The sequence below is a fragment of the Burkholderia reimsis genome (assembly GCF_003294055.1).
GTDB lineage: Bacteria > Pseudomonadota > Gammaproteobacteria > Burkholderiales > Burkholderiaceae > Burkholderia > Burkholderia cepacia.
This window is the reverse complement of record NZ_QMFZ01000039.1, coordinates 26,636-46,350: the sequence shown is the minus strand read 5'-3', so window position 1 is coordinate 46,350 and position 19,715 is coordinate 26,636. Positions and strand designations below refer to the sequence as shown.

Here is a 19,715-nt window from a genome sequence, read left to right as displayed (position 1 = left end):
AACCGACATGGCACAGGCACCTGTCTCTCACCCGCCCTTGCAGGGCGGGCAGCTCGTGATCGGGACGATCGCGGTATCGCTCGCGGTGTTCATGAACGTGCTCGACACGTCCATCGCGAACGTCGCGATCCCGACCATCTCGGGCGACCTCGGCGTGTCGTCCGACCAGGGCACGTGGGTCATCACGTCGTTCGCAGTCGCGAACGCGATCTCCGTGCCGCTCACCGGCTGGCTGACCGACCGCTTCGGGCAGGTTCGCCTGTTCCTCGCGTCGATCATCCTGTTCGTGATTTCGTCGTGGATGTGCGGGCTCTCGCCCACCCTGCCGTTCCTGCTTGCGTCGCGCGTGCTGCAAGGCGCGGTGGCAGGCCCGATGATTCCGCTGTCGCAAGCGCTCCTGCTGTCGAGTTATCCGCGCGCCAAGGCGCCGATGGCGCTCGCGCTATGGGCGATGACGACGCTGATCGCGCCCGTTGCCGGCCCGATCCTCGGCGGCTGGATCTCGGACAACTACTCGTGGCCGTGGATCTTCTACGTCAACATCCCGGTCGGCATCGCCGCCGCCGCCGCGACGTGGGCGATCTACCGCAATCGGGAATCGGCCGTGCGCCGCGCCCCGATCGACGGCGTGGGCCTCGCGCTGCTGGTCGTCTGGGTCGGCTCGCTGCAGATCATGCTCGACAAGGGCAAGGATCTCGACTGGTTCGCGTCGACGACCATCATCGTGCTCGCGCTGACCGCGGTCATCGCGTTCGCGTTCTTCGTCATCTGGGAACTGACCGCCGAGCACCCGGTCGTCGATCTGTCGCTGTTCCGCATGCGGAACTTCACCGGCGGCACCGTCGCGCTGTCGATCGGGTACGGCCTGTACTTCGGCAACCTCGTGCTGTTGCCGCTGTGGCTGCAGACGCAGATCGGCTACACGGCGACCGACGCCGGTCTCGTGATGGCGCCGGTCGGGCTGTTCGCGATCCTGCTGTCGCCCCTCACCGGGAAGTACCTGCCGCGCACCGATCCGCGCTTTATCTCGACGGCGTCGTTCCTGACGTTTGCGCTGTGCTTCTGGATGCGGTCGCGCTACACGACGGGGGTCGACGAATGGTCGCTGACGCTGCCGACGCTCGTACAGGGCATCGCGATGGCCGGCTTCTTCATCCCGCTGGTATCGATCACGCTGTCGGGCCTGCCCGGCCACCGCATTCCCGCGGCATCGGGCCTGTCGAACTTCGTGCGGATCATGTGCGGCGGCATCGGCACGTCGATCTTCCAGACGGCCTGGGACCATCGCAACAACTTCCATCACGCGCAACTGGTCGAGCAGGCGAACGTCTACAACCCGACGTTCAACCAGGCCGTCACGCAGATGGGCAACCTCGGGCTGACGCGGGACCAGGCACACGGGCTGATCAACAACCTGGCCACGCAGCAGGCCGCGCAGCTCGGCGTGAACGACCTGTTCTACATCTCGGCGGCGATCTTCGTGCTGCTGATCGGGCTGATCTGGATCACGAAGCCCGAGCGCTCGGGCGGTGGCGATGCAGGTGCCGCGGCATCGGCTGCACACTGAACACGCTGCCTGGACGCAAACAAAAAGCCCCGCTTCGTGAAGCGGGGCTTTTTCATTCAGACGGGTGCGCGTTCGCGCGGCTGCGTCAGGCTGCCGTGACGACGAGCCGCTCCGGTGCCAGTACGCCGTTTGCCTTGCGGGCCACGCCGAGCAGGCGAGTCGCGTCGTAGACGCGCACGCGCCCGCCTTCGGCTGCATCGATCGGGTCGAGCGACGACAGCGGCAAACGCTGGCCGTGCAGGAACCGCTTCGCGCTGGTTTCATCGAGACGAACCAGCGGAAACGTCGACAGCAACGCATCGACCGGCTGGAGCCACGCATCACGCGCCGCTTCGTCGGCATCGGACAGCGCATCGAGCGTCACCGCATGCTCGAGCGTCAGCGCACCGACGCCCGTGCGCCGCAGCATCGTCAGATGCGCGCCGCAACCGAGCGCCTCGCCGATATCCTCTGCCAGCGTGCGCACGTAAGTGCCCTTGGTGCAGGTCACGCGAAACGTCACGTCAGGCAGGTCGCACGCGAGCAGGTCGAGGGCGAGGATCGTCACGTTGCGGCCCTCGCGCTCGACGGTTTGCCCCGCGCGCGCATATTCGTACAGCGGTTTGCCATCGCGCTTGAGCGCCGAATACATCGGCGGCACCTGCACGATCTCGCCGGTGAAGCGCACCAGCGCGGCTTCCACCGCCGCACGGTCGCATTCGACGGGGCGCGTGTCGATCACCTCGCCTTCCGCGTCGCCGGTGGCCGTACGCTGGCCGAGACACATCGTCGCTTCGTAGGTCTTGTCCGCTTCGAGCAGATCCTGCGAGAACTTCGTCGCCTCGCCGAAACACAGCGGCAGCAAACCCGAAGCCAGGGGATCGAGCGTACCGGTGTGACCGGCTTTCTTCGCGAGCAGCAGGCGCTTCGCGCGAATCAGTGCATCGTTGCTCGAAAGGCCGACCGGCTTGTCGAGCAGGAGGACGCCGTCCAGCACGCGCCGGGGCACGCGCGGACGTTGGGATGCTGCAGTCGTCATAGGCCGGTCGGGGTCAGTCGTCCTTGGTAGCCGCGTCGGCCTCGTCGTCGTCCTTCGCGCGCGTCGAGTTCGCTTCCTTGATCAGGCGCGACATTTCCACGGCCTTCTCGATCGTCTGGTCGTAGTGGAAATGCAGCGTCGGCACCGTATGGATGTGCAGGCGCTTGAACAACAGGTTGTGCAAGTGACCCGACGCGTGGTTCAGCGCTTCCTGCGTCTTGGCCGGATCGCCGGTCAACGCGGTGAAGTAGACCTTCGCGTGCGCGTAATCCGGCGTGAGTTCGACGCTCTGGATGGTCACGATGCCGATGCGCGGGTCTTTGACCTCGCGCATGATGAGTTCGGACAGATCGCGCTGAATCTGGTCGGCGATCTGCACGTTGCGATTGGGGGAAGTACGTTTCCTGGACATGATCGATCCGTGATCCGTTTATCAGGATGAAGCGGCGGCCAGTGTTGGCGCGCCACCATGAAAATGGGCGGGACAGGCCCAAGCCTGCCCCGCCCATGAGCCGATGCGCGAGGATTACAGCGTACGCGCGACTTCGGTCACTTCGAAGACTTCGAACTGGTCGCCTTCGATGACGTCGTTGAAGTTCTTCACCGACATACCGCACTCGAAGCCTTGCTTCACTTCCTTCACGTCGTCCTTGAAGCGCTTCAGCGATTCGAGTTCGCCCGTGAAGATCACGACGTTGTTGCGCAGCACGCGAACCGACGACGAGCGCTTGACGATACCGTCCGTGACCATACAGCCGGCGACCGTGCCGACCTTCGGCACCTTGAACACCTGGCGCACCTCGACCATGCCGGTGACGACTTCGCGCTTCTCCGGCGCCAGCATGCCCGACATTGCCGCCTTCACCTCATCCACTGCGTCATAGATGATGTTGTAGTAGCGGATGTCGATGCCGTTCGCTTCGGCCAGCTTGCGCGCCTGTGCATCCGCACGCGTGTTGAAGCCGATGATGACAGCCTTCGATGCCGTTGCGAGGTTGACGTCGTTTTCGCTGATGCCACCCACCGCGCTGTGCACGATCTGCACGCGCACTTCGTCGGTCGACAGTTTGAGCAGCGACTGCACGAGCGCTTCCTGCGAGCCCTGCACGTCCGCCTTGATGATGAGCGGCAGGTTCTGCACTTCGCCTTCGCCCATCTGCTCGAGCATGCTTTCCAGCTTCGCGGCCTGCTGCTTCGCCAGCTTCACGTCGCGGAACTTGCCCTGACGGAACAATGCGATTTCACGCGCCTTGCGCTCGTCCGGCAGCACGATCACTTCCTCGCCTGCGCCCGGCACTTCCGACAGACCCTGGATTTCGACCGGGATCGACGGGCCGGCTTCCTTCGTCGGCTTGCCGTTCTCGTCGAGCATCGCGCGCACGCGGCCGTAGGCCGTACCCGCCAGCACGATGTCGCCGCGGTTCAGCGTACCGGACTGCACGAGGATCGTCGCGACCGGGCCCTTGCCCTTGTCGAGCTTCGCTTCGATCACGATACCCTTGGCCGGCGCTTCGACCGGTGCCTTCAGCTCCAGCACTTCGGCTTGCAGCAGCACGTTCTCGAGCAGATCGTCGATACCCGCGCCCGTCTTCGCCGACACCGGCACGAACGGCGAATCGCCACCGTATTCTTCCGGCACGACGCCTTCCGCGACCAGTTCCTGCTTGACGCGATCGGGGTTCGCTTCCGGCTTGTCGATCTTGTTGATCGCGACGACGATCGGCACGCCACCCGCCTTCGCGTGAGCAATGGCTTCCTTCGTCTGCGGCATCACGCCGTCGTCGGCTGCCACCACCAGCACCACGATGTCGGTCGCCTTCGCGCCGCGTGCACGCATTGCCGTGAACGCTTCGTGACCCGGCGTATCGAGGAACGTGATGACGCCACGCGGCGTATCGACGTGATACGCGCCGATGTGCTGCGTAATGCCGCCCGCTTCGCCTGCGGCAACCTTCGCGCGGCGGATGTGGTCGAGCAGCGAGGTCTTGCCGTGGTCGACGTGACCCATCACCGTGACGACCGGCGGACGCGGCAGTTGCTCTGCGTCGGTACCGGTTTCGCCTTCGACGAGCAGCGCTTCCGGATCGTCCAGCTTCGCGGCAACCGCGCGGTGGCCCAGTTCCTCGACGACGATCATCGCCGTTTCCTGGTCCAGCACCTGGTTGATCGTGACCATCTGGCCCATCTTCATCATCACCTTGATGACTTCGGAGGCCTTGATCGACATCTTGTGCGCGAGATCGGCAACCGACACGGTTTCCGGCACGTGCACTTCACGGACGATCGGCTCGGTCGGCGCCTGGAAGGACGATGCACTGTCCTGGTGACGGCCACGGCCCTTCGGGCCGCCGCGCCAGCCGCGGTCGACGCCGCCGCTCGAATCGCCGCGCGTCTTGATGCCGCGACGCTTCGACGCGTCGTCCTGCCAGCCGCCCTTGCCTGCGCCCGGCTTCTTGCGGTCGCCCGCGCCTGCCGGCGCCTGCGTCGTTGCCGGTGCCGCACCGGCCGGCTTCTTCACGGCCGGACGCGCCTGCGCGCCTTCCGGCTTTGCCGGCTTGTGCAGCGTGCCCTTCGCTTCGGCCGGCTTCGGCGGCTCGACCGGCTTCGGCGGCTCGACTGCCTTGACGACAGCCTTGCGCGGCGTGTTCATCATCTCGCGAATCGCACGTGCTTCGGCTTCTGCCGCCGCACGGCGCTTGCTGATCTCTTCCTGCTCGGCGCGCGCCTTGTCCGCTGCCTCGCGGGCAGCGTCTTCAGCCTTCTTCGCCGCTTCGCGCTGCGCCGCACGTTCGGCGGCTGCGCGCGCTTCGTCCTGCGCGGACTGCGTCGATTGCGGAGTCTCCGCTTCCTGTTCGGCTGCAGCAGCCTGCTGCGCGGCTGCCTGCTGCTGTGCCGCCGCAGCTTCGGCCGCGGCACGCTTCGCTGCCGCTTCTTCCTCGGCGCGACGGCGCTCGGCTTCGGCCGCTTCCTCGCGGGCACGACGTTCCGCTTCCTCGCGCTCGAGGCGCTCCTGACGCTCGCGCAGTTCCTGCGCCTGCTTCTCGAGCAGCTCGGCCTCGCGGCGCGCTTCTTCCTCGCGACGCTTCAGTTCTGCATCGTCGTCCGCTTCGGCGACCTGCGCCTGACCCTGTTCCGCACCTTCGGCCACGTCGTCGCGCTTGACGAACGTACGCTTCTTGCGGACCTCGACCTGAATGGTGCGAGCCTTGCCCGTCGCGTCAGATTGCTTGATCTCCGACGTATGCTTGCGGGTCAGCGTGATCTTGCGCTTGTCGCCGTCGGTTGCGCCGTGCGACTTGCGCAAATGATCGAGCAGACGCGCCTTGTCCGTTTCGGACAGCGCATCGTCTTCACTCGCTTTCTGGACGCCCGCTGCCTGCAGCTGTTCGAGCAGCACACCAGCAGGCATTTTCAGTTCCGCGGCAAATTGGGCTACGTTGTTACTCGCCATTCATTCCTCTTAGTGCAAGGACCGATTCCTTGCGGTTAGCATCGGGTCAGGCCATACGGCCGCCATCAAATCAGTGCGCCATGGTCATTTCTCACTGGAACCAGTGTTCACGTGCTTTCATGATCAACGCCTTAGCGGCATCCTCTTCCATCCCGGTCATGTCGACCAGTTCATCCACAGCCAGCTCGGCGAGATCGTCGCGCGTCTGCACGCCGTGTTCGGCCAGCTTCGCGAGCAGCTCCGGCGTAATGCCGTCGAGGCTCTTGAGATCCAGCGCTGCGTTCTCGACCTTTTCTTCGTTCGCGATCGCCATCGTCAACAGCGCGTCGCGTGCGCGGTTGCGCAGTTCGTGCACGGTGTCCTCGTCGAACGCCTCGATTTCGAGCATTTCGTTGAGCGGCACGTACGCGATCTCTTCCAGGCTCGTAAAGCCTTCGTCGATCAGGATGTCGGCAACTTCTTCGTCGACGTCGAGACGCGCCATGAACAGCGCACGCAGCCGGTCGCGTTCTTCACCCTGCTTCAGGGCGGATTCGTCCGGCGTCATGATGTTGATCTGCCAGCCGGTCAGTTCGCCAGCAAGACGAACGTTCTGACCGCTGCGGCCGATCGCGACAGCCAGCTCGTTCTCGTCGACGACGACGTCCATCGAGTGCTTTTCTTCATCGACGACAATCGACTGGACAGCTGCCGGCGCGAGCGCGCCGATCACGAACTGGGCGGGATCCTCCGACCATAGCACGATGTCGATGTTTTCGCCACCGAGCTCGTTGCGCACGGCCTGCACACGGGAGCCGCGGATGCCGACGCAGGTGCCGATCGGATCGATCCGCTTGTCGTACGCGATGACGCCGATCTTCGCGCGCACGCCCGGGTCGCGGGCAGCCGCCTTGATCTCGAGCAGGCCCTGCTCGATTTCCGGCACTTCCATCTCGAACAGCTTCATCAGGAACTCGGGCGCCGTACGCGACAGTTCGATCTGCGGGCCGCGCGCGGTGCGGTCGACCTTCGCGATGTACGCACGCACGCGGTCGCCCACGCGCAGGTTTTCCTTCGGGATCAGCTGATCGCGGCGCAGCAGCGCCTCGACACGGCCCGATTCGACGATGAAGTTGCCCTTGTCGAGGCGCTTCACCGTACCCGTCATGATCTTTTCGCCACGCTCGAGGTAATCGTTCAGGATCTGCTCGCGCTCGGCGTCGCGCACCTTCTGCAGGATCACCTGCTTCGCGGCCTGCGCGCCGATGCGACCGAACTCGATCGACGGAACGGGTTCCTCGACATACTCGCCGACTTCGACGTCGGGCTTCTGCTCACGTGCTTCGAACAGCAGGATCTCGCGATCCGGCTCCTGCAAGCCTGCCTCGTCGGGCACGACGAGCCAGCGACGGAAGGTTTCGTGCTCGCCGCTTTCGCGATCGATATGGACGCGGATTTCGGCGCCTTCGTCGAACAGCTTCTTGGAAGCAGATGCGAGCGCGGCCTCGAGGGCGCCCAGCACCACATCCTTGTCGACGTTTTTCTCGCGCGCCAGCGCATCCACCAGCATCAACACTTCGCGACTCATTATTTGCGGCTCCTAAAGTCAACTTGCGGAATCAGGCGGGCTTTGTCGATATCGGCCAGCGTGAAATCCAGCATGGCCGCCTCGCCCTTCTTCCTCTCAAATTCCAAACCGATCGTTTCGCCATTCGGCGCGTGCAGAATGCCCCGGTACGTCTTGCGCCCGTCCAGCGGCTTTTTCAAGGTCACGGAAACTTCGCTGCCGGCGAAGCGCTCGAAGTCGGCCAGCTTCTTCAACGGGCGGTCGAGCCCCGGGGACGAGACTTCGAGCCGTTCGTAATCGATGTTTTCGACCGTCAAGACGTGCTGGAGCTGACGCGTGACCTTTTCGCAATCTTCGAGCGAGATGCCGGCAGGCTGATCGATATAGATGCAAAGCATGCCGCGCCCAGTGCGCTCTAGATCCACCAGCTCGTAACCGAGCCCGGTGACCGTGGTTTCTATCAGTTCCGTCAGTTGCACAGTGTCCTCTCAGGTGTTCGCGCCCGCCGCTCGCGATTCACCCGCGGGCGCGCGCCTTAGCCGGCGCAGGAAGCGCTACCCGAGATGCCTAACCGTTTCAGCAAAAAAAAATGGGCGGAACGCCCATCTTCTTACTGGTGGTCGCACCTGAGCCGCACATTGAATCCGTACGCCCAGCGACTCCGCGATTATAGCGATTTTTGGCGCAAACGCCAAGCCAGCCGGCAAATGCAGCGTGTCGCCTGCCTTTACCGACCCAAAAATGCGAAATCGGGTTATCCGATCCGCCGGCACCATCCTGCCAGGCCGGAGATCGGTCATGCCGGCTGCGACGCAGCGGCACGCGACTATATATAGTCGAAAGCCATCAGCGCAATACGCCGTGCCGGCAAAAATCGGCGGGATGCCGATCGGGCCGGCACGCCGGCGGCTTTGTGCCGCCGTGCGCCAATGTGTGTTTAGCGGCTGCGCGTACGACTGCGCTGCTGTCGCTGGCCACCGCCGCGCGGACCGCCGCCGTTGCCGGCGCCGTCAGCCCGATTGCCGTTCGGATTGCGATTGCCGCCACCCTTGCTGCCGCCACGCTTGGCGCCCGCGCCTTCGCGCTTGGGGCCTGCGCCGTACGACGCGCGGTTGCCGTCGACATCACGGCCGCCACCCGTGCGATTGCCGTCGCGACCACCGCCCGCGCGGTTGCCATCGCGGCCGCCGCCGGCACGATTGCCGTAACCCGACGGCGCAACCGGCAGGCTGCCGTAGCCGCTCAGGCCCGGCAGACCCGGCCCACCGCGCCGACCGCCGCCGCGACGCGGCTGATCCAGCTGCCCGTGCGCCGTCAGCACCGGCTCGCGGCTGATGAAGCCCATCGATGTCTGCATCGGATCGGGCTGGCGACGCTCGGCCTGGCCGGCACCGCCGCGCTTGCCCTTCTCCTCGGACGGCGCCTTCAGGCCGACGGTCGCCATCAGCTTGCGCACCTGCGTGTCGTCGAGCTCCTCCCAGCGGCCGCGCTTCAGGCCGCGCGGCAGCGGAATCGGGCCGTGACGCGTACGGATCAGGCGGCTCACCATCAGGCCAACCGCCTCGAACATCCGGCGCACTTCGCGGTTGCGGCCTTCGGCCAGCGCGACGTGATACCAGTGGTTCGTGCCCTCGCCGCCGCCGTCGCGGATGCGCAGGAAGTTTGCCGGGCCGTCATCGAGCTCGACACCATGCAGCAGCTTCTGACGCATGCCTTCGGCCAGCTCGCCGACGACGCGCACCGCGTATTCGCGCTCGACGCTGTAGCGCGGATGCATGAAGCGGTTTGCGAGGTCACCCGAAGTCGTCAGCATCAGCAGACCTTCGGTATTGAAGTCGAGACGGCCGACCGCGAGCCACTTCGCCGTCTTCATCGGCGGCAGGCGGTCGAACACCGACGGACGGCCTTCCGGATCCGCGTGACTGACGATCTCGCCCGTCGGCTTGTGGTACAGCAGCACCCGCGGCGGCTTGTTCGGCAGCTTGCGCTTGACCGGCTTGCCGTTGATCCGCACCTGGTCGGTCGGCATGATGCGCTGGCCGATGTGTGCGGGCTCGCCGTTCACCGACACGCGGCCGGCGACGATCAGTTCTTCCATCTCACGGCGCGAGCCCATGCCCGCTTCCGCCAGCACCTTGTGAAGCTTCGGCGCGTCGTCGTCCGGCGACAGCACACGCTTGTTCGCCGGCTGGTTGCGGCCGCGACGCAGCATCGGCGCACGCACGCCACTACCGCCCGCGGAATTGTCGGCGTCGAATGCCGGCGACGTCACGTAGGCGAACAGTTCGTCCTGGGACGCATCGCCTTCCGTCTTCACCGCACCACCTTCAGCCTTCGATGCGCCGCCGCGACGACCCTGGCCGCCCTGACCGCCCTGGGCCTTGGTCGCGCTTTCGCGCTTGCCGGCCGGCTTGCGACTGCCCTTGGCCGCGCCTTCCTTGCGCGGCGCACGTGCCGGCTGCTGCGCTTCGGCGGCTTCGGCCGGCTGCGCGTCAGCGTCTTCGCCACCCTGCGGCTCGCCTTCGGCGCCCTTCGACTTGGCCGCCGCGCGACGTCGCGCGATCAGGCTGCGCGGGCCTCGCCGCAGACCGCGGCGGGGACGCTCGTCACCGCCCTCGGCCGGAGCGCCCTGCTCCGGTGCATCGTCGGCACGCGCTGCCTGCACGGCAGGCGCGGACGACTCAATATCGTGGATATCTGTCAAAACAACCTCAAAATGTCAGGTCTCGCGCCCGGCGCGGGCGCGGCAAGAAGTTGGCCGCGATCAGGCGCGACGCTGTTCGGGTTCTGCTTCGTCGTCCGGCAGCGCGTCGACACCGATGGGTGCACTGGCGCTTCGTACGGCATCGGCGAGACTGTCGGACGTGTCGTCCAGCATCTCGCCGCCCGCAGGACGGGAACGGGAGGCATCGGCCTGACCAGCCTCGCCGGGCATGTCGCCGGCCTCTTCCGTTCCGTCTCCGGCAACCGCTTCGGCGGCCGGCTTGCGATCTTCCTCGCTCCAATCCGCGCGCAGCGGCTCGGGCTGCACACCGGCCGGCACTACTTCGGCGCCAGCCTGTTCCAATTGTTCCGCCTGCCCGCGATCAGCCTCGAGCGTATCGCGGCTCGCGATTTCCTGCGTCGGCACGACGTCCGCTGCGGAATCGCCCGGCACTCCTGCCGGCTGGCCGGCGGATGCCTCGTCCGCCTGCGGGGCGTCGCCCGCTGCGTCGTCGGCAATCGACATGTCTCCGTCGAAATCCATCGCCTGCTGCGCCAGCAGCGCAGCCTCGATGTTCGCGGCCGGCTCTTCGAGCGCCGGCAGATCATCGAGCGCCTTCAGGCCGAGGTCGTCGAGAAACTGCTTGGTCGTCGCATACAGCGCCGGGCGCCCCGGCACGTCACGATGACCGATCACTTCGATCCAGCCGCGATCCTCGAGTTGCTTGACCACCTGCGTATTGACCGTGACACCGCGAATCTCTTCGATGTCGCCGCGCGTGACGGGTTGCCGGTACGCGATGATCGCGAGCGTCTCGAGCACCGCGCGCGAATATTTCGGCGGCTTCTCGGGATGCAGGCGATCCAGATAGTGACGCATCGCCGGCTTGCTCTGGAAGCGCCATCCGGTCGCCAGCGCCACCAGTTCGACGCCGCGGCCGGACCAATCCTGTTTCAGATCTTCGAGCAACGTGCGGACCGTGTCAGCCGACACGCCGTCGGCAAAGAGCTTGCGCAAATCGCCGAGCTTCAGCGGTTCCTGCGCGCAGATCAAAGCAGTCTCGAGGACGATCTTCGCCTCTTGGGTATTCATGCAGCTAGGCCAGACCCTGTGGTCAAACGAACCGGATCAACAAACAGACGAAAGGAACGGAAGACGCGCTCGCCCGATTCTGATCGGTCATATTGATGGGAGCACGAACCGGGGGCGGCGAACCAACTTCAGGCCAGGCCCAAACCGGACGGAACAGCACGGCTCAACGACGGAACCGCGTGACTGAGCGCCATATTACGCAAAATTGCCCGGTGCGTAAAGATGAGCCGAACCGGCTGCCGCCAGCGCGCCGAATCCGCTCCGGCCCCGCTTCAGCGGGTGGCCGCTCCGCGCGCGAGAAAGCTGCGCAGCCGCTCGACGCCCGCGTCGAGTCGTGCCGGATCGCATGCGTAGCACCAGCGCACGAACCCTTCGCCTTCCGGACCGAATGCGCGCCCGGGCGCAAGGCCGAGCCCCGCTTCACGCACCAGCGTCTTGCAGAACGCCAGACTGTCGGCCGCGCCCGGCAGGCGCAGGAACAGGTACATCGCGCCCGGTGGCGGCGGCACCTCGACGCCCGGCAGCGTGCGCAGCGCGGCAACCAGGTGATCGCGCGCGTCACGCAGCGCCGCGACGAACGACCGCACGAACGGCTCGCCATCGCGCAGCGCGACCTCGCCCGCGGCCTGCACGAAACCCGGCGCGCACGACGTGTTGTATTCGACGAGCTTCGACAGGTCGCCCATCACCGCTGCCGGCGCGATGAGCCATCCCAGGCGCCAGCCCGTCATCGCCCACGCTTTCGAAAACGAATTCACGACAACGACCCGCTCGTCGCGCGACGCGATGTCGAGGAACGACGGCGCGCCGTCCGCACCGAACGCAAGCCGCTCGTACACCTCGTCGGCAACCAGCCAGATGCCGTGGCGGCGGCAATGGGCGAGCACGGCCTGCTGGTCGTCACGCGACATCGTCCAGCCGGTCGGATTGTTCGGCGAGTTGATCAGCAGCATCCGCGTATCGGGCGTCAGCGCCGCAAGCAGCCGCCCGATCTCGAGCTGCCAGCCTGCCTCGCCATAGCCGAGCGGTACGCATTCGACCCGCGCCCCAAGAATCTTCGGAATCTCGACGAGATTCGGCCACAGCGGCGTAACCGCGACGACGCGCTCGCCCGGACCGACCAGCAACTGCGCGGCCAGCATCAGCGCGCTCACGCCCGAACTCGTCACGGCCACGGTGTCGGCCGCCGTCGCACCGTGACGGGCGCTGACGTAGGCCGCAATCGCGTCGCGCAGCGGCGCGGCACCGAGGTTGTGCGTGTAGAAGGTTTCACCGTCGCGCAGCGCCGCCGTCGCGGCGTCGCGGATGAAGTCCGGCGTCACGCGATCGGATTCGCCGAACCAGAACGGCAGCATGTCCGGCACGCCGAAGCCGGCGTTTGCCACTTCCCGGATCAGCGACGGACGCAGCGCGTGCACCACATCGCGCGCCGCCAGCGCGCCAGACACCGAAAGAGAATCTGCAGAATGCGCCATCGAGCACCACCATCGAGGAACACGATCCGCGTAGTGTACCGGCCCCAAGCCGGACCGGCGCACGTCGGTGCGCGTCAGTCGAGGTCCTCCGCCCTCGCCGGCATCTGCCGCACAAGCTCCCAGATCGCCTGAGCGGCAGGCGACAACGACCTGTCGCGGCGGCGCACCAGCTCGACCGTGCGTTCGGTGCGCGGCGTGAGCGGCCGCGCGACGAGGGTCGAGCCGGCCGGCAGCGGCAGCGACAACCACGGCTGCACACTCACACCGACGCCGGCCTCGACGAGGCCGAACACGGTCGCCGAATGCCCGAGCTCCTGCATGACCGTCGCGTTGACACGGTGGGCGGCCAGTGCGGCATCGATCAGCGGCCGGCTTCCCGACGCATGATCGAGGAGCACGAGGCGCTCGCCGTCCAGCGCCGTCCAGGGCACCTCGGCACGCGCCGCGAGCGGATGGTCGGCGCGCGCGACAAGGCAGAACGAATCGGTCATCAGCGGTTCGCAGACGAGATCGCCAACCGCGAGCGGCCCGATCACGACGCCGAAATCGACCTCGCTCGACTTCACCTTGCGCAACACGTCGCTCTGCACGTCGTCGCGCAAGCCCAGCGTCACGAACGGGAACTGGCGCTCGCACGACGCAACCACGCGCGGCATCAGCCGGCATGCGATCGTCGGGCTGGCCGCGACGATCACGCGCCCCCGGCGCTGCTCGCCGATTTCGCGAATCTCGCGCAGCGTGTCGTCGAGATCGTCGAGCAGACGAGACACGCTCGCGATCAGGTTCGCGCCGACATCGGTCAGCTGCACGTCGCGCGTCGTGCGGTCGATCAGCTTCAACCCGAGCTCGGCCTCGAGCTCGCGCACGCAGCGGCTGACCGCGGACTGCGTGAGCCCGATTTCGTCGCCCGCACGACTGAAGCTCCTGAGCCGCGCTACCTCGATGAAGACGCGAAGCTGGCGCAGCGTGACGTTCATTTCCTGACCTCATCAATCGTCGATATCGATGCACGATTTTAATGCGCGAATCCGGCGTCGACGTGCGAATCAGGCATCTGCCCCCATGTTTCGCTGCGGTGCAATACCGACGCGAACGCACGCGGTGCGGGCGAACTGCACAAGATTGGTGATTGTCCCGATTTGCTGGCGGGTTATTTTGGCGTCTTATACGCCCCTAGCTGACTTAGCCGTTAGCTCGCTGCCAAGCGGCTCTCGAGGGAATTACCTCCGACATGGCACGCTTCGTGCATCACCTGGCGCACAGGGCGCAGGTTTCGTCGGACGGAAGAGCAGAAACGCCGCTGCCGGCCAACCGGACGCCCCCACCCGGCACTCGACGATCGAGTGCTTGAAGAGTGCGCGGCGCAGGGCAGCGCACCGGAGTTAGCTTCGCTGAGGTGAGGACATGATGCTGTTCGACGATTTGAGAGATAACGAGTGGGCGCTGGTCGAAGGTCTGTTTTGCTCGGAACCCGCACGGAGTGAGCGGCGCGGCCGCCCCCGCGTGGAAGCCCGCTCGGTGGTGAACGCCGTGCTGTGGGTGCTGTCGACGGGCGAAGGCTGGTCGAAGCTGCCGGGCCGCTATCCGTCGCCGCCGACTTGCCGCCGTCGCTTCGACGAATGGCAGGCGGACGGCACGCTCGCCGAAATCGTGAAGCGACTCGGCACGAGCGGCCGGCAGATCTCCCTGCGCGGGCGCATCGGCGCGAGTGCTGCGAAGCCGCCCGCCCCGCCGAGCCGCGACCGGCTGCGCGGCGCCTTCTGGACCAATCCGGAATCCTGGCGCGCGCCCGTCAAGATGGCGTAACGAATGCTCGATCGGGCGGCTTCGGCCGCCCGGTTTCTTTCCGCGACGCGATCTGTTCGCGACGCCAGCGGTGCCGTCGATTACCATTGTCGTGGCGCGATACATCTATTTACCAATATTTACAGCAAGCCTGCACTCCCACGCTTACCTTAGCGACATATCAACAAGCCGCGTGGCTTGAAGGGAGCCCCGCCATGAAACCAATGTCACTGCTCGTTGCATGCGGCATTGTCATTTCCTTGGCGTTGTCCGCTCCAGCCCGCGCCGACGATCGCGCGAAACCGCCCCATCGCCAGCAGGATCACCGGAACACGCTCCGCCAGCCACCCTCCGCCAACCCGTCCGGCCGGCAGACCGTGCCGCGCGGCGACCTGCGCGGCGACATCGCCAGCAATGCGCGAGCGCGCATCGGCTCGCAGCCGTCGGACGTACCGCGTCATCCGTAGTCCTGCCAATTTCAGGATTCACCAAAGAAAATGCCCGCTGCCGGGAACTGCGCCGCATACGGCGAGTCACAACGTTGCCATGAGCACAGCGTGGCAACAGCAAAAGTATCCGGTACGCCCGTATCCTCGCGATACGGGCTTTTTTTGTATCATCCGCCGCGCGGGCGATGCGTGCGGAGAAATGTCGGCCGCTACAGGCGGCTTTCGAGAATCGCCACGGCACTCGCTTCGCTCAATGCGTAGTCGGCCATGCGGCGATCGGTCCAGGAAAGTAATTTCTCGTCGCGCTCGAGGCGCGAGAACTCGGCTCGGCCGCTTTCGGTCAGCACGGCAATGTCGACCGGTGCGTGAAAGCCCGGCGCAGGGGCTACGGTTTTCTGCCTGACCGTGTCCATCAGCCCAAGCGAACGGAGATACTCGAACACGCCCGGGCGGCGTGCCCACGGTACCTGGCGGTACTGCACTCGTCTCAATGCGTCGAGCACCGCTTCGTTGGAATACGTGGCCATCTCGATTCTTTCTTAAAGTGCAGCGACAATGCGAAGCGGCGCGCCGGGCGGGGTCTCCGCCCGCCGATACCGCCACCGATTCTGGAGGCCGACGTTCGGCGTCGCGTCAGGGCCGGATCGTCAGCCGTCCATAAAAAGACACCATACCCCAATCAAATTGATTCTGTTCGATTCATTTGTACTTCTCTTCATCTGTTTCATGCTCTGCCGCAAGCGGCGGCAAATCATCTCGATGGCCGCCGTTGCGCTGCTCTGGCTGCTCGCGACAGGCTGGCTCACCGCGCCGCTGATCGCGTGGACCGAAGCGGGAGTCGTACCTGTCGAGCACCCGGACATGCATGGGCGGACCACACTGATTCTCATCGGCGCCGGAACACGGCGCACCGACGCCGGGCTGCAGCCCCCGCCTGACGGAGCCGCCCGCATCCACAAGGTCGCGGCGCTCTACCACGCGTGCCGGCAGCAGGCCGCACACTGCACCGTGGTGATGTCGGGCGGCGACCCGCAGCATCACGGAGAAACCGAAGCGGCCGTCTACGGGCGCCAGCTCGTCGCCGAAGGCGTCGCTCCCGCGGACCTCGTTCTGGAACCAGATAGCCGCACAACCTACGAAAACGCGAAATTCACCGCTCCTATACTACGCTCACAGCATGACGACGCGCGCATTCTCGTCACTTCGTCATATCAGATGCGTCGCGCATTGCTCGATTTCCGCCACTTCGGGATCGACCCGCAGCCCGTTTATGCGAATCGACGGCGCGCGCAAACGGGCTGGCTGCCGCGCTGGCGCAACCTGGCCAACGCCGAACAGGCGCTGCATGAACTGGTCGGCATCGCGCAGTTCCACGTCTATCGATGGCTCGGATGGTTCTGACTGACGGCTGCGGGATACCCGAGCGGGAATGAGCGCGCCGACGACGATGGCAGGCGCGTGACGAAGTGTGCGAAGTGTTGCGCGACTTCAACGGGGCCTTGCGTCCCGCCGCGATCCGATGCACATTGATCCGTCACTTTTGTTACACTCGACACGCACTCGATTGCAGTCGCCAGACAAAACGGCAACACTCGGGTTCATCACCACTTAGCGGAGGTAAAGCAATGAAGAAGACGTCCCTGGCTATCCTGGTAGCGATGTCGGCGCTGACTGGCGCAGCGTATGCGCAAGAGAGCACGGAAATCAAGACGATTACCGATCCGGCCAAGATCTCCGAGATCGAGCAGCGCGCGCAGGCGCTGCAGCAGCAGCAAGCGGCCGAAGCCGCACAGCCGGCGATGCAGGAAGAGCATCACCACGGCAAGAAGGCTGCTCACCACAAGGCTGCCGCGAAGAAGGCCGGCAAGAAGGCTGCCAAGGCCGCAGACGCTGCCAGCCAGTAAGTTCGGCGGTACCGCACAAGAAAAAGCCGAATCCGGGCAACCGGGTTCGGCTTTTTTGATTGCGGCGCGCGTGCGCTGTGCTAAAGTCGCGCACCGAATTTTTCCACCCGTGCGCACCCCGGTGCGGAGGACAGCATGAGCAACATTCAACTCGACATCGAGTGGACCGAAGCCGCCACTCGCCAGATCAAGCAACTGATGCCCCGCGGCTCGGCCGACGCGTTCCTCGCGCTGCCGCCGATCGAGTGCCTGCCGATGGAGGGCGACGTGCTCTTCCTCGGCCCGCAAGGCAAACAGCAACCGTTCATCGTCGCCGAGCGCCAGTATCATCACGACGGCGACGCCGACTGGACGATCATCCTGATCCTCGACGTCCCCAACACGTCGCACTGACGCACCCCGCGACCGGACACGTCCGGTCGCTCCACCCGGCTCAAACGAGCTTCGACAGCACGCGGATTTCGGAACGCTCGATCCAGTCCGCGGCCGCTTCGCGATAAGCCAGAATGTGCGCGGAACGCGCATGGGCAGCAAGCGCCTCCTCGCTTTCCCAACGCTCGATGAATACGAACCGCGCGGGCTCCTTCAGATCCCGATGCAGGTCGTACTGCAGCGCGCCTGCTTCGTTGCGGGTCGGCTCGACGATCCCTTCGAGCTGGACGCGCAACTTTTCCTCGGCGCCCGGCTTCGCCACGATCAGCGCCACGACTGCAATTTCCGCCATTCCACCCCCTCATCTGGAAAAGTCCGAGAATACGCGAATCGTGTATCGGCTGCGCCGGCACGGCCTCACACGACGGCCAAAAAAATAGCCCGCGCTTCAGAGAAGCGCGGGCGAAACCGTCGCCCTACGAGGATAGGCGACGGGGCCATCGGGATCCGCACGCTGGCGCGGATCATCATCAGTTGTGCCGACACTTGCCGCATCGGCATTCGAAGACGTCGATACCGTTGATCGGGCGCTCGCGGCGCACCCCCGGTATCTGACGCCATCCTCCCTGTTTCAACGATTCCAACATATAAAGCAGGTTGCGTGCCAGCCATCACACGCGAACCACCTCATTGATTTATAAGGACAAAATTTATCCGGACGACGATGCCGCATGTGTTCTGCCGCCGTAACACGCGGATGTTACGTAACGTCACGAGAAGGGACCGACCACCCTTCTCATGTGTGCGCGGCGAGCGGCCATGAAAAAGCCCGCCATGTGGCGGGCTTTTCATTGGTGCGGAGAAACCGCGGAAATCAGCGGAGCTGATTCACGAGCAACCCCATGATCTGGCGAGCCGGCGACGATGAGTCGATCGCACCCGAATCGTCAACGACCGCCACGCGCGTCTGGTCGGCCGTGAGCGCCTTCACGTTGACACGGTACTGCTTCGCCTGCTTTTCCTTCTTGCCGTGGAACAGCTGGCTCCAGAAGCCCTGCTCGGCCGAAGTCAGATCCTTCGGATCGACATAACGCACGAAATACAGACCCTTCGTGCGATCGCGATCGTCGACCGTGAAGTTCGCACGATCGAGCGCAAGACCGACGTGCAACCACGACCGGTCGTACGGCTCGCCAAGCGTGACTTCCGACGGCACGGCCGCGTCGGCCGCATCGTTGCCTTGCGCCGACGAGCGGGAGACGTTTTGCGCAGCAATCGCGGCAGCCGCCTTCGACGACGCGTCGGTGTCCGCCTTCTTGTCCTTCGGGATCGTGTTGTCCTTGATGTTCGCGATCGGCGGCTCGCCGTTCTTCGCGCGCTGCTCGTTCTGTGCGAGCACGGCCATCAACCGCTTCAGGTATTCAGTCTCGAGCGCCGGATCGTTCGGCTTCGGTTCCCACTTGCTCGAATCGTTGTTCGCGCCCGTGATCGCCTCACGCATCCCCTTCTGGCTGATGAACACGTAGGTGCCGCCATTCGGCGCCGAATCGAGACGCGTACGGTACTTGTTGCGCTCGGCCGTCACGTACGAGTTGCCCATCGCCTTCGAGATCACGCTGCGGATCAGGCCGTCGTTGATCTGCGGATGGGTTTCGTTCCAGTCGGTTTCCATCACGCCCTTGTCGCGCTGGTCGACGACGAGCAGGAAACCCTGCTCCTGCCAGAAGCGGCGAACCTGCGTCCAGACGTCGGCCGGCTGCTTGCCGTCGATCACGAGCCAGCTCTCGGTGCCGTCGCGCTGGATATGCATGCCGGCCACGGCCGGAGCAACGGTGTCCAGCGCAGGTGCCGCCTGCTGGACCTGCTGAAGCGCGGACAGGGAAGTCGCGCCGCCCTGGGGCGGCAGCGAACGCTGATCGGCCGTCTCGTCGAGCATGTTGGGCGGCACTGCGAGCGACGCTTCCTTCGATTTCGAATCGCTCTTGTAGTCCACTTTCGTGGGCGACGACGTACCGCAACCGGCGACGAGCGCGCCGGTGGCGAGCACTGCAGCGAACCGCATGGTAAGACGAAGATCAGTCATGTTCGGGGAATCCTCTTCCGCTAAATCACGGCGCTTTCCGTGGATCAACCTTGCATTTTACCGGGGCCGCGCCGCGATGTGCAAAAAAGCGACCGGCAAGAAAAAACCCGCGTCAGCCCAAGCTGACGCGGGTTCTTGTCTGGTCGGGGCGAGAGGATTTGAACCTCTTCGAACCCACGGTGGAATAAGGCTTTCCGGGGTCGTGTCGGTCAAAACCACCGCGCCGATTGACACAAAATTCGAGGCAGTGTGGCACGACCAAGCACATA

At 65.2% G+C, this 19,715-nt stretch carries 17 protein-coding genes and 1 pseudogene; 6 read left to right on the top strand and 12 right to left on the bottom strand.

The genetic code is table 11. From position 1 onward, the window contains the following. Positions 1 to 7: 7 nt before the first annotated feature. On the top strand, positions 8 to 1,567 hold the full coding sequence (locus DPV79_RS33065) for a DHA2 family efflux MFS transporter permease subunit (RefSeq protein WP_113047431.1): 1,560 nt from the start codon (positions 8 to 10) through the stop codon (positions 1,565 to 1,567). Positions 1,568 to 1,652: 85 nt separating this feature from the next. Here the strand turns inward: DPV79_RS33065 and truB are convergent, their stop codons facing one another. The 9 genes from truB to DPV79_RS33020 form a co-directional block, all read right to left on the bottom strand. Continuing rightward, positions 1,653 to 2,585 (bottom strand): tRNA pseudouridine(55) synthase TruB, encoded by a 933-nt coding sequence (truB, locus tag DPV79_RS33060; RefSeq protein ID WP_113047430.1) that lies wholly within the window; start codon positions 2,583 to 2,585, stop codon positions 1,653 to 1,655. 13 nt (positions 2,586 to 2,598) lie between these two features. Beyond that, positions 2,599 to 2,997 carry a 30S ribosome-binding factor RbfA gene (rbfA, locus tag DPV79_RS33055; protein WP_021162402.1) on the bottom strand — a complete coding sequence of 133 codons (399 nt, stop codon included), beginning with the start codon at positions 2,995 to 2,997 and terminating at the stop codon, positions 2,599 to 2,601. 114 nt (positions 2,998 to 3,111) lie between these two features. Continuing rightward, the gene (infB, locus tag DPV79_RS33050) at positions 3,112 to 6,036 is read right to left on the bottom strand and encodes a translation initiation factor IF-2 (RefSeq protein WP_113047429.1); all 2,925 of its coding nucleotides are present in this window, start codon (positions 6,034 to 6,036) and stop codon (positions 3,112 to 3,114) included. 91 nt (positions 6,037 to 6,127) lie between these two features. Continuing rightward, on the bottom strand, positions 6,128 to 7,603 hold the full coding sequence (nusA, locus tag DPV79_RS33045) for a transcription termination factor NusA (protein WP_006476166.1): 1,476 nt from the start codon (positions 7,601 to 7,603) through the stop codon (positions 6,128 to 6,130). Next, the gene (rimP, locus tag DPV79_RS33040; protein ID WP_014897219.1) at positions 7,603 to 8,061 is read right to left on the bottom strand and encodes a ribosome maturation factor RimP; all 459 of its coding nucleotides are present in this window, start codon (positions 8,059 to 8,061) and stop codon (positions 7,603 to 7,605) included. Before rimP ends, nusA begins: the two co-directional genes overlap by 1 nt. A 458-nt stretch (positions 8,062 to 8,519) precedes the next feature. Then, positions 8,520 to 10,286: a 23S rRNA pseudouridine(2605) synthase RluB gene (gene rluB / locus DPV79_RS33035; RefSeq protein WP_113047428.1), complete on the bottom strand. Its 1,767-nt coding sequence runs from the start codon at positions 10,284 to 10,286 to the stop codon at positions 8,520 to 8,522. Between the two features lie 60 nt (positions 10,287 to 10,346). After that, complete coding sequence (gene scpB / locus DPV79_RS33030) at positions 10,347 to 11,378, bottom strand: SMC-Scp complex subunit ScpB (protein ID WP_113047427.1); 1,032 nt, start codon at positions 11,376 to 11,378, stop codon at positions 10,347 to 10,349. A 272-nt stretch (positions 11,379 to 11,650) separates the two neighbouring features. Next, on the bottom strand, positions 11,651 to 12,853 hold the full coding sequence (locus DPV79_RS33025) for a pyridoxal phosphate-dependent aminotransferase (protein WP_113047426.1): 1,203 nt from the start codon (positions 12,851 to 12,853) through the stop codon (positions 11,651 to 11,653). A gap of 74 nt (positions 12,854 to 12,927) precedes the next feature. Further along, positions 12,928 to 13,830, bottom strand: a complete 903-nt coding sequence (locus tag DPV79_RS33020) for a LysR family transcriptional regulator (protein ID WP_021162406.1) — start codon at positions 13,828 to 13,830, stop codon at positions 12,928 to 12,930. 430 nt (positions 13,831 to 14,260) lie between these two features. Here DPV79_RS33020 and DPV79_RS33015 point away from each other — a divergent pair. Continuing rightward, a pseudogene (locus tag DPV79_RS33015) lies at positions 14,261 to 14,656 on the top strand (transposase); the annotation flags it as partial. 197 nt (positions 14,657 to 14,853) lie between these two features. After that, positions 14,854 to 15,105 (top strand): hypothetical protein, encoded by a 252-nt coding sequence (locus DPV79_RS43500; RefSeq protein ID WP_060056313.1) that lies wholly within the window; start codon positions 14,854 to 14,856, stop codon positions 15,103 to 15,105. 191 nt (positions 15,106 to 15,296) lie between these two features. Here DPV79_RS43500 and DPV79_RS33005 read toward each other — a convergent pair whose 3' ends face one another. Further along, positions 15,297 to 15,614 (bottom strand): hypothetical protein, encoded by a 318-nt coding sequence (locus tag DPV79_RS33005; protein WP_011351791.1) that lies wholly within the window; start codon positions 15,612 to 15,614, stop codon positions 15,297 to 15,299. Between the two features lie 157 nt (positions 15,615 to 15,771). Here DPV79_RS33005 and DPV79_RS33000 point away from each other — a divergent pair, with 157 nt between their 5' ends. From DPV79_RS33000 to DPV79_RS32990, 3 genes are all read left to right on the top strand, one after another. Then, positions 15,772 to 16,488, top strand: a complete 717-nt coding sequence (locus DPV79_RS33000; RefSeq protein WP_021162408.1) for a YdcF family protein — start codon at positions 15,772 to 15,774, stop codon at positions 16,486 to 16,488. 224 nt (positions 16,489 to 16,712) lie between these two features. Beyond that, a complete protein-coding gene (locus DPV79_RS32995; protein ID WP_011351789.1) occupies positions 16,713 to 16,991 on the top strand; it encodes a hypothetical protein in 279 nt (92 codons plus the stop codon). Between the two features lie 135 nt (positions 16,992 to 17,126). Continuing rightward, positions 17,127 to 17,384: a hypothetical protein gene (locus tag DPV79_RS32990; RefSeq protein ID WP_021162409.1), complete on the top strand. Its 258-nt coding sequence runs from the start codon at positions 17,127 to 17,129 to the stop codon at positions 17,382 to 17,384. 40 nt (positions 17,385 to 17,424) lie between these two features. On the opposite strand, the gene DPV79_RS32985 is transcribed toward DPV79_RS32990, so the two are convergent. Then, positions 17,425 to 17,715: a putative quinol monooxygenase gene (locus tag DPV79_RS32985; protein ID WP_021162410.1), complete on the bottom strand. Its 291-nt coding sequence runs from the start codon at positions 17,713 to 17,715 to the stop codon at positions 17,425 to 17,427. Between the two features lie 522 nt (positions 17,716 to 18,237). Beyond that, positions 18,238 to 19,446, bottom strand: a complete 1,209-nt coding sequence (bamC, locus tag DPV79_RS32980; protein ID WP_059682802.1) for an outer membrane protein assembly factor BamC — start codon at positions 19,444 to 19,446, stop codon at positions 18,238 to 18,240. Positions 19,447 to 19,715: the final 269 nt, after the last annotated feature.